At 64.7% G+C, this 7708-nt stretch carries 7 protein-coding genes and 1 pseudogene; 2 read left to right on the forward strand and 6 right to left on the reverse strand.

The genetic code is table 11. The features are described from left to right. Positions 1–97: 97 nt before the first annotated feature. From GY937_00650 to ligA, 4 genes and pseudogenes are all read right to left on the reverse strand, one after another. A pseudogene (locus GY937_00650) lies at positions 98–450 on the reverse strand (hypothetical protein). After that, the gene (locus GY937_00655) at positions 447–671 is read right to left on the reverse strand and encodes a DUF433 domain-containing protein (protein ID MCP5055215.1); all 225 of its coding nucleotides are present in this window, start codon (positions 669–671) and stop codon (positions 447–449) included. The pseudogene GY937_00650 and the gene GY937_00655 overlap by 4 nt, the downstream one beginning before the upstream one ends. A 77-nt stretch (positions 672–748) precedes the next feature. Further along, positions 749–1987, reverse strand: a complete 1239-nt coding sequence (locus GY937_00660) for an ATP-binding protein (protein MCP5055216.1) — start codon at positions 1985–1987, stop codon at positions 749–751. Between the two features lie 92 nt (positions 1988–2079). After that, positions 2080–4239 (reverse strand): NAD-dependent DNA ligase LigA, encoded by a 2160-nt coding sequence (gene ligA, locus GY937_00665; GenBank protein ID MCP5055217.1) that lies wholly within the window; start codon positions 4237–4239, stop codon positions 2080–2082. Positions 4240–4356: 117 nt separating this feature from the next. Between ligA and GY937_00670 the strand changes: the two genes are divergently transcribed. Next, the gene (locus GY937_00670) at positions 4357–5103 is read left to right on the forward strand and encodes a hypothetical protein (GenBank protein ID MCP5055218.1); all 747 of its coding nucleotides are present in this window, start codon (positions 4357–4359) and stop codon (positions 5101–5103) included. Further along, a complete protein-coding gene (locus tag GY937_00675) occupies positions 5100–6470 on the forward strand; it encodes a sigma-54-dependent Fis family transcriptional regulator (protein MCP5055219.1) in 1371 nt (456 codons plus the stop codon). Before GY937_00670 ends, GY937_00675 begins: the two co-directional genes overlap by 4 nt. Positions 6471–6569: 99 nt before the next feature. On the opposite strand, the gene GY937_00680 is transcribed toward GY937_00675, so the two are convergent. Next, positions 6570–7388 (reverse strand): hypothetical protein, encoded by an 819-nt coding sequence (locus GY937_00680; protein ID MCP5055220.1) that lies wholly within the window; start codon positions 7386–7388, stop codon positions 6570–6572. After that, positions 7331–7708, reverse strand: a 378-nt coding sequence (locus tag GY937_00685) for a hypothetical protein (GenBank protein ID MCP5055221.1), incomplete at its 5' end; no start/stop codon positions are given. The genes GY937_00685 and GY937_00680, both read right to left, overlap by 58 nt.

The following is a 7708-nucleotide window of genomic DNA, read 5'->3' on the forward strand; positions in this document are numbered from 1 at the left end:
ACACTACCTCGCGGCTCTCGATCGCGAACTCGACACCGATCCGACCGACACCGATTCGCCGTTCTGACGAGAAACCAGCACTCGCGCGCGACCACGGCTAGATGATCAGATTTCTACGGTTTCTCGTGATCGCCAACACCGAGTCCTCCTCGGACTCGAACCGGCGAAGCTGCGATGCTTGTCTTCGCAGCAGCTCAGCGATCGCTTCCGTTCCCGCGTTTTCGACTTGGAGCCAGACAACCTTCGGCGGTGCTCCGTGAAGGAAACTCCGCTGCCGGAAGTCGTCGTCCTTCGACACGATGGTGAATCCGTTCTCTCGGGCATGCTCCCAGATGCGGGAGTCTGGTGCGCCCCGGAGATCGACATCTTCTACGTGTGCGCTCTCGGGATTCTCGGACTCGAGGAGCCCACGAGCTTCGGGCTCACGTTCTCGTCGAACAACAGTTTCACGCAGCAGGGCTGGCGAGGCGTCGTTCACGTGCCGCCGCAAAAGCCAGGCAGGCGCGAATATCCTCCGCCTTCAGGCCGGGAAAGTCCCCCAGGATTTCATCCTCGGCCATTCCGCCGGCGAGGTATTCGAGTACGTCATAGACGGTGATGCGGGTTCCCTTGATACAGGGCTTCCCGCATCTCACCTCGGGGTCTACCGAGATCCGGTCTTCCCCGCCCATTCCATCGCCTCCCGCCGTTCAAGTGTGATTCGGCAGCCTTCAGAACGCAACAGGAGCGTCCCCCCCCGTTGCAGCCTCTACGCGAGGTGTGCGAGGGCCTGTCCCGCCCCCAGCACGACGATCTGGTGCTCGCCTGCCTCGTGGGTGCTGTGGTGGGGATTTCTCACGATCTGAAGGCCACGCCGGAGTTCAAGGGCGCGCAGGTACGCGAACAGGCCTTTGTGCGGCGTCCTGTCGCTCGTCTTGACTTCGATGGGGAGCCAGGGACGTCCGTCGCGGACGATGAGAAAGTCGACCTCGCGCTTCTGCTTGTCGCGAAGGAAATGGAGGGCGAAATCTCCCTCACCTGTCTGGGTCCAGAAATCGCAAGCCTTTAGCAGATGGCTCGCCACCAGGTTTTCGAAGCGGGCTCCGTTGTCGGCGATTTCGCCATAGTCCCAGAAGTAGAGCTTGCCGGTCTTGCGAAGGGAGCGCGCCACGCCACGGTGCCAGGGTTTGATTTCGAATACGTAGAAGAGTGCCTTCAGGTAGGTGAGCCAGCGTGTGGCGGTCGGATGGGCCACCTCGAGATCCTCGCACAGGGACTGGATGCTCAAGAGGCTCCCGACTTTGGCTGGCAGCAATGCCGTGAGCAATTCGATCCGCGAGAGCTCGGGCAACCGGCTCAAGTCCCGGAGATCCTCGCGGACGAGGAGTTCGTTTCGTGTTCGACGCCAGATGCGTGCTCGGCGCTTGTCCTGTGCGAAGAGGGGTTCCGGGAATGGGCCAAACTCGAGAAGGTCGGAGAGGTCCGATTCTCGTTGCTTCGAGATGCGCCCCTTGGCTGCGAAGAGCCGCTCCATCGCCTCGTCGGGGCCGAGTACGCTCCGATCTCGCATCTCGCGGAGCGAGAACGGATGAAGGCGAAAGGGGACGTAGCGCCCGAGCAGGCTGTCACTCCCGGGCTTGTAGACATCGAGGCGCGCGCTGCCCGTCACGAGGAGATCACAGGGGTGCTCCATCGTGTCGAATATGCCCTTCAGGGTTCGCTTCCAACGGCGGTCCTTGTGGATTTCGTCGTAGACAGCGAGCGGATGGGCCGCCTCCTTCATGTTCCCGGGAGTGTTGGGCAGGGTCGATGTTGGATTCCGAACCCATTGACGACGAAAGCGCACATCATCCCAGTTCCAGTACTCGCCTACGCTGCGGCCGGAGAGCAGCATCTTGGCCAAGGTCGTCTTGCCGCATTGTCGGGGGCCCGAGAGAAGGGCGATCTTGCCCGCCTCGAAGGCGAACTCTTCGATGGGTCCCCGCAGGCTTCGGCCCCGTTGCGCCATTTGACCATATTAACGACATCCATCATTTTGGTCAATCGACGAATGACCAAAATGATGACGGTCGTAAAAATGGTAATTTCCCCTCGCTGGGTTCAGGAGAGCAGGGCTTCGAGGCCTTCGCGGTCGAGGATGGTGACTTCCAGCTCCTGGGCCTTCTTCAGCTTGCTGCCTGCCGCTTCGCCTGCGACCACGTAGTCGGTCTTCTTGGAGACGGCGGAGGTGACCTTTCCGCCAGCGGCCTCGATGCGTGCCTTGGCCTCGTGGCGGGAGAGGCCCTGCAGGGTTCCGGTGAGCACGAAGGTCTTGTCGGTGAGGGGGCCCTCGGGAGGAGCGGCGTCTTCCTGGGGCGGCGCGGTGGGCCACCGGACGCCGTGCCCTCGCAAGCGGGCGATCTCTTCCAGGTGGGCGTCTTCCTTGAAGTACACCTGCACCTTTTCGGCGATGATGGGGCCGATTCCGTCGATCGCCTCGATCTCCTCTCGGCTCGCGGCCAGCAGCGGCTCCAGATCTCCGAAGCGCCGCTCCAGCAGCTCGGCGACACCGCCGCCTACTTCGGGAATGCCGAGGGCGATCAGGAAGCGGGCGAGAGTCGTCTGCTTGGCCCGTTCCAGGCCGGCGAGCAGGTTGTCCACGGATTTCTCGCCCATCCGGTCGAGTTCGAGCAATGCCTCACGCCCGAGGGCCCAGAGGTCCGAGGGCCGGCCCACCAGGTTCGCTTCGAGCAACTGCTCGACGAGCTTCTCACCCAGGCCGTCGACGTCCAGTGCGCCGCGCCCGGCCAGATGCAGGAGGCGATTGCGCAGTTTGGCCGGGCAGGCCGGGTTGGGGCAGCGGGTGACGGCCTCTCCCTCGCTTCGTACGGCCTCGCTGCCGCAGACCGGGCAGCTCTTCGGTAGCCGATAGCGACGTGTGCGTTTTGGCCGCTTCGAGAGCACGACCTGCACCACCTGCGGGATCACATCACCAGCCCGTTGTACCACCACCGTGTCGCCGACGCGTACGTCCTTTCGCTCGACCTCGTCCTGGTTGTGAAGCGACGCATTGGAAACCGTGACACCGCCGACGAACACCGGGCGGAGTTTGGCGACCGGCGTCAGTGCGCCCGTGCGGCCGACGCTCGCGAAGATGTCCTCGACGAGGGTGGTCTCCTGCTGGGCCGGGAACTTGAACGCAATGGCCCAGCGCGGTACCCGGGCCAGTTCCCCCAGATCGCGCTGCAATGCGAGTTCATCCACCTTGAAGACGGTGCCATCGATTTCGACCGGGAGCGTGTCGCGCAGTTCCAGATAGGCCTCGTGGGTGGCGATCGCGGCCTCCACGTCCGGGCAGGTTCGGCATTCCGGTGAAACCCGGAAGCCGAAGCCGCGCAACTGCTCGAGCACCTCCTCCTGACGCTGGAGGCCTTCGGGAAGACCTTCTGCCACGGCATAGGCGCGGAACTCGAGCGAACGCAGACGCAGGAGATCGACATCGTGGAGCATGCGGAGTGCTCCCGCGGCCGCGTTGCGGGGGTTCACGAAGGGCTCGAGCTCTCGGGCGATGCGGTCTTCGTTCAGGCGGGCAAAGGCGGCGCGGGGCAGCACGATTTCGCCGCGCACGGAGAGCCGCGCCGGATGGCCGGCCGGATCGCCTGCGAGCTGCATCGGGATGCTCCCGAGCTGTCGCAGGTTGGCCGTCACGTCTTCGCCCGTCCTCCCGTCCCCGCGCGTCGAACCCACGCAGAAGGCTCCGGCCTCGTAGACGAGTTCGACGCCTGCGCCATCGAGCTTGGGCTCGGCGAGAAACGCGACCGGACCCTCGCGGTCGAGGGCTCGCCGGATGCGCTCCTCGAAGGCCCGCATCTCGTCCGCATCCATGGCGTTGTCGAGCGAGAGCATCGGCACGCGGTGCGGCACCGTGGCAAAGCCCTCGGCCGGCGGCGCCCCCACCCTGTGGGTGGGTGAATCCGCTGGGATCTCCCCGGGGTGGGCAGCCTCGAGCTCCTGGAGCTCTCGAAAGCGCCGGTCGTACTCCGCGTCGCTGATCTCCGGGGCGTCCTGGCCATGATAGAGGGCCAGGTGGTGGTTCAGATCATCCACGAGGGCGCGAATACGCTTGGCGGCGCCCTTCGCTGCATCTCCGGTTGTCCGGTCCCCCGGGGAAGTCAAGGTTCCATCCCTCCGAGCCCTCCAAAAAGAGGCCAGAGTCAAGCTGATCCTCGGCCTCGGCGATAGAGGAGGTGCACCCGGCCGCCCGGCTGGGTCTCGCAACATACCACGCACCCCCGGGTCTCCGGGACGCGGGAGGATCCCCCCATCTCGAACGGAAGGCGAGCATCAGTCGCCAGGCCGCTAGCGGCAACCGAAGCCCCTGCCGACGAGCTCGCCCGGGTGCGGCGCGAGATGGAGGATCTGCGTCTCCACCTGATCCGTGAGTCCCAGCAGCGCGACGAGCTTCTGACCATCGTGAGTCACGAGCTTCGCACGCCCATCACCGTGATCGATGGCTTCAACAAGCTGCTGCTCTCGGGGCAGGCGGGTCCGCTGACGGATGAGCAGCGCCACTTCCTCGAGGAGAGCCGCAAGAGTTGTCGTCGCCTCAACCTGTTCGTGGCGAACCTGCTCGAGAAGGAGCGCCTGCGGGTCGGCGAGTTCGCACCCCATCTCGAAGGCAATTCGCTGCGCACGTTGTTGGATGGTGTCGCCGCATTCCTTGCGCCGCTCGTGGCCGAGAACGATCAGAAGCTCGAGATGCGGGTCGAGCCCGATGCTGAGACGGCCTGCTTCGATCCGATGTCGATCGAGCAGGTCCTCGTCAACTTGATCGGGAACGGCTTCAAGTACGGTGCTCGCGGGGGAACCCTGCGCGTGCATTGCCAGCGGCTCGGAGGCGATCCTGCCTATGTCGAAGTGGCGGTTCTCGACGAGGGGCCCGGAGTTCCCGAAGAGGAGAGGGAGCGCATCTTCGAACCCTACGTTCGACGCACCGAGCACCAGGGGAGTGGCGGGCTGGGGCTCGGCCTTGCGATCTGCCGGCGCATCGTCGCCGCCCATGGCGGCAGTATCGGCGTCGGCAATGCACCGGGCGGTGGAAGCCGGTTCGCGTTCACCCTGCCCGTTGCATCGGTGGCGTCGTGACGGCACCCCGCATCTTCATCGTCGATGATGCCGAGGGCATCCGCAGCTACCTGACGACGCTGCTGGAGAGCCGAGGCTATGCCGTGGATACGGCCGAGGATGGACGCAGTGCCCTCGAACTTCTCGATGCAGGAGTGGCACCGGATCTGGTGATCCTGGATGTGATGATGCCCGGTCAGAATGGTCTCGTGACGCTGAAGGAGATCAAGAAGCGTCACCCCGAGCTACCGGTCGTGATGCTCTCCGTCGTTGGGACGGCATCGACGATCGTCGAGGCCATGCAGTTCGGAGCCAGCGACTATCTGAACAAGCCTTTCGATGAAGCGGATCTCGAGCGCGTCCTCGCCTGCTTCTTCCGTCCGCCGCGGACCATGCCCGAGCCGAAGGAACCCATCTTGTGGGCGGGAGCCAGCCTGGCCGAGGTTCGCGCACTGATCGCGCAGATCGCCGACACGGACGTGACCGTGCTCATCCAGGGCGAGAGCGGTGTGGGCAAGGAAGTCGTTGCACGAGAGGTGCACGAGAGCTCCTCGCGAGCCGAGCAGATCTTCGTCAAGGTGAATTGCGCCGCATTGCCCGGTTCGCTCCTCGAGAGCGAACTCTTCGGCTACGAGAAGGGCGCGTTCACCGGCGCCACCGGCCGGAGGGCGGGCAAGTTCGAGCAGGCCGACGGCGGTACGATCTTCCTCGACGAAATCGGCGAGATGAGCCCCGCGGCCCAGGCCAAGCTGCTTCATGTGCTCCAGGACGGAAGCTTCAGCCGCCTCGGCGGCAACGAGGAGATCTCGGTCGATGTACGGGTCATCAGCGCCACCAATCGTCCGCTCGAAGAGCTCGCCCGGACCGGCGGATTCCGGGAGGATCTCTTCTTCCGGCTCAATGTCGTGGCCATCCGGATTCCTCCTCTGCGCGACCGCCGAGACGAACTAGACGGCCTGATCGAGCACTTTCTCGACCGCTACGCCGCATACTACGAGCGGCCTCGCCCCGAACTCTCCTCCGCCCTACGGACCCATATCGACCGCTACGCCTTCCCGGGCAACATTCGAGAGCTGGAGAACTGGATCAAGCGCATCGTGGTGCTCGGAAGCGAGGATCCGATCTTGCGAGATCTGGTCCAGGGTGAGGCGGGCCAGGTTCGCAGGACGCGCAACTTCCTGGAGCTCCTCGAAGAAATCGAAGAGACCGCCGGCGACGTGCCGCTCCGGGACGTGAGCCGGCGCGCCTCGCAGGAGGCGGAACGGGAAACGATCGAGCAGGTGCTCTTCCACACGGGCTGGAACCGGAAGCAGGCCGCCCGGTTGCTCGGGGTTTCCTGCAAGACGTTGTTGTTGAAGATCCGGGAGAGTGGGCTGGAGCCGCGGTAGCACTCAGTCGCTGGCCGGAACCCAGGCGAATCACACCGCCGGAGCCCGCCACATTCGCATGCTCCGCTGGATGCGATCCTCCGGTCAAGCGTGGGGTCTTCAACCGCGAGTCAGCTCTGGCGTCTTGCGATTCTTCCATGCGGAACGAACGGCCAGCAACAAGGGTAGGATCAGGACCAGTTCAGCCCCCAGACCGCAGGAAGAGCCAGGCACGGCTTCGCGGTTGTCCGAAAAGGACGCACACTGGGGATCCGGGTCCGGGACGCCATCTCCATCGGGATCGCTGACGCCAGCAGGGCAGGTGCCGAGTGAACACGGCCCGTGGATCGATACGCCTCCATCCGCGTCGAGGCCGAACAAGCCGTCATTGTCGATGCCATCCTGGCATTGCGGCGCCTCATTCCCGGAGCTGGCGGTCTCGCAGCCCAGGTCGGACGCCAGGTCCACTCCCCCATCCCCGTCGTTGTCGACCTGGTCGTCGCAGGCGGGGTTTTCGCGGGCAGAGCCGGACGCGGCGCAGCCTGGATCGGCAGGGAAATCGGTCCAACCGTCTGCGTCATTGTCCAACCCGTCCGAACACTCGTTCGGCGGGGCGGGCTTCTGGATGCGGAAGCGATCGATCAGCCCGCCTGTATTGCTGAGGGTCTCCACGTCGAGCAAATCTCGATCAACCGTGATCACCACGGAAGCCAGCACGGCCTGAGCGCGAATCATCGCGGGGTGGTCGAGGGGGTCGGCTCCGGGAGGCTGACCATAAGAGGCGCTGCCAGCAACCATGAAGACGGTGCCCTGGTGCGGCGAAGGGCCGAGGCTTCCCTTCAGGTAGGTACCATCGCCGAAGGGGTCGCCGTCGCCCGCGTCTACCACCATGTTGGGTGCAAAGGTCGTGGAGGCGCCGTAGTGGCCGTCCAGCAGCATGGACCGCTCGTAGGAGGACTGTGTCCTGTCAGCACCAGGTCGACGCCCCCGGCCTCCAGCACGGGCACAGCGTTCGTTCGCATCTCGACGAGTGGCGTCTCGGTATCGGAATCGTGGCTGCCCTTGCTGTAGGGCGGGTGGTGGAAGAAGGCGATCGTCCAGTCCTGCTGGTTGGCGGCGAGATCTGCAGTCAGCCATGAGAGCATTTCGCCACCGGGCGACCGATCGCTCTCACTCGAGTCGAGGGCGACGAAGTGCACGTTCCCGAAGTCGAAGGAGTAGTAGGCCTCGGTGTTCGACGCGACTCCGCCTGCTTCACC

The sequence above is a fragment of the bacterium genome, from assembly GCA_024228115.1.
Taxonomy (GTDB): Bacteria; Myxococcota_A; UBA9160; order UBA9160; family UBA6930.

What these genes read in the sequence shown, in the direction of transcription:
- GY937_00680 (MCP5055220.1), bottom strand. Translation starts at nt 7,388, where the DNA reads ATGCTGCTGGACGGCCACTACGGCGCCTCCACGACCTTTGCACCCAAC.
- ligA (MCP5055217.1), bottom strand. Translation starts at nt 4,239, where the DNA reads ATGTTGCGAGACCCAGCCGGGCGGCCGGGTGCACCTCCTCTATCGCCG.
- GY937_00660 (MCP5055216.1), bottom strand. Translation starts at nt 1,987, where the DNA reads ATGGCGCAACGGGGCCGAAGCCTGCGGGGACCCATCGAAGAGTTCGCC.
- GY937_00655 (MCP5055215.1), bottom strand. Translation starts at nt 671, where the DNA reads ATGGGCGGGGAAGACCGGATCTCGGTAGACCCCGAGGTGAGATGCGGG.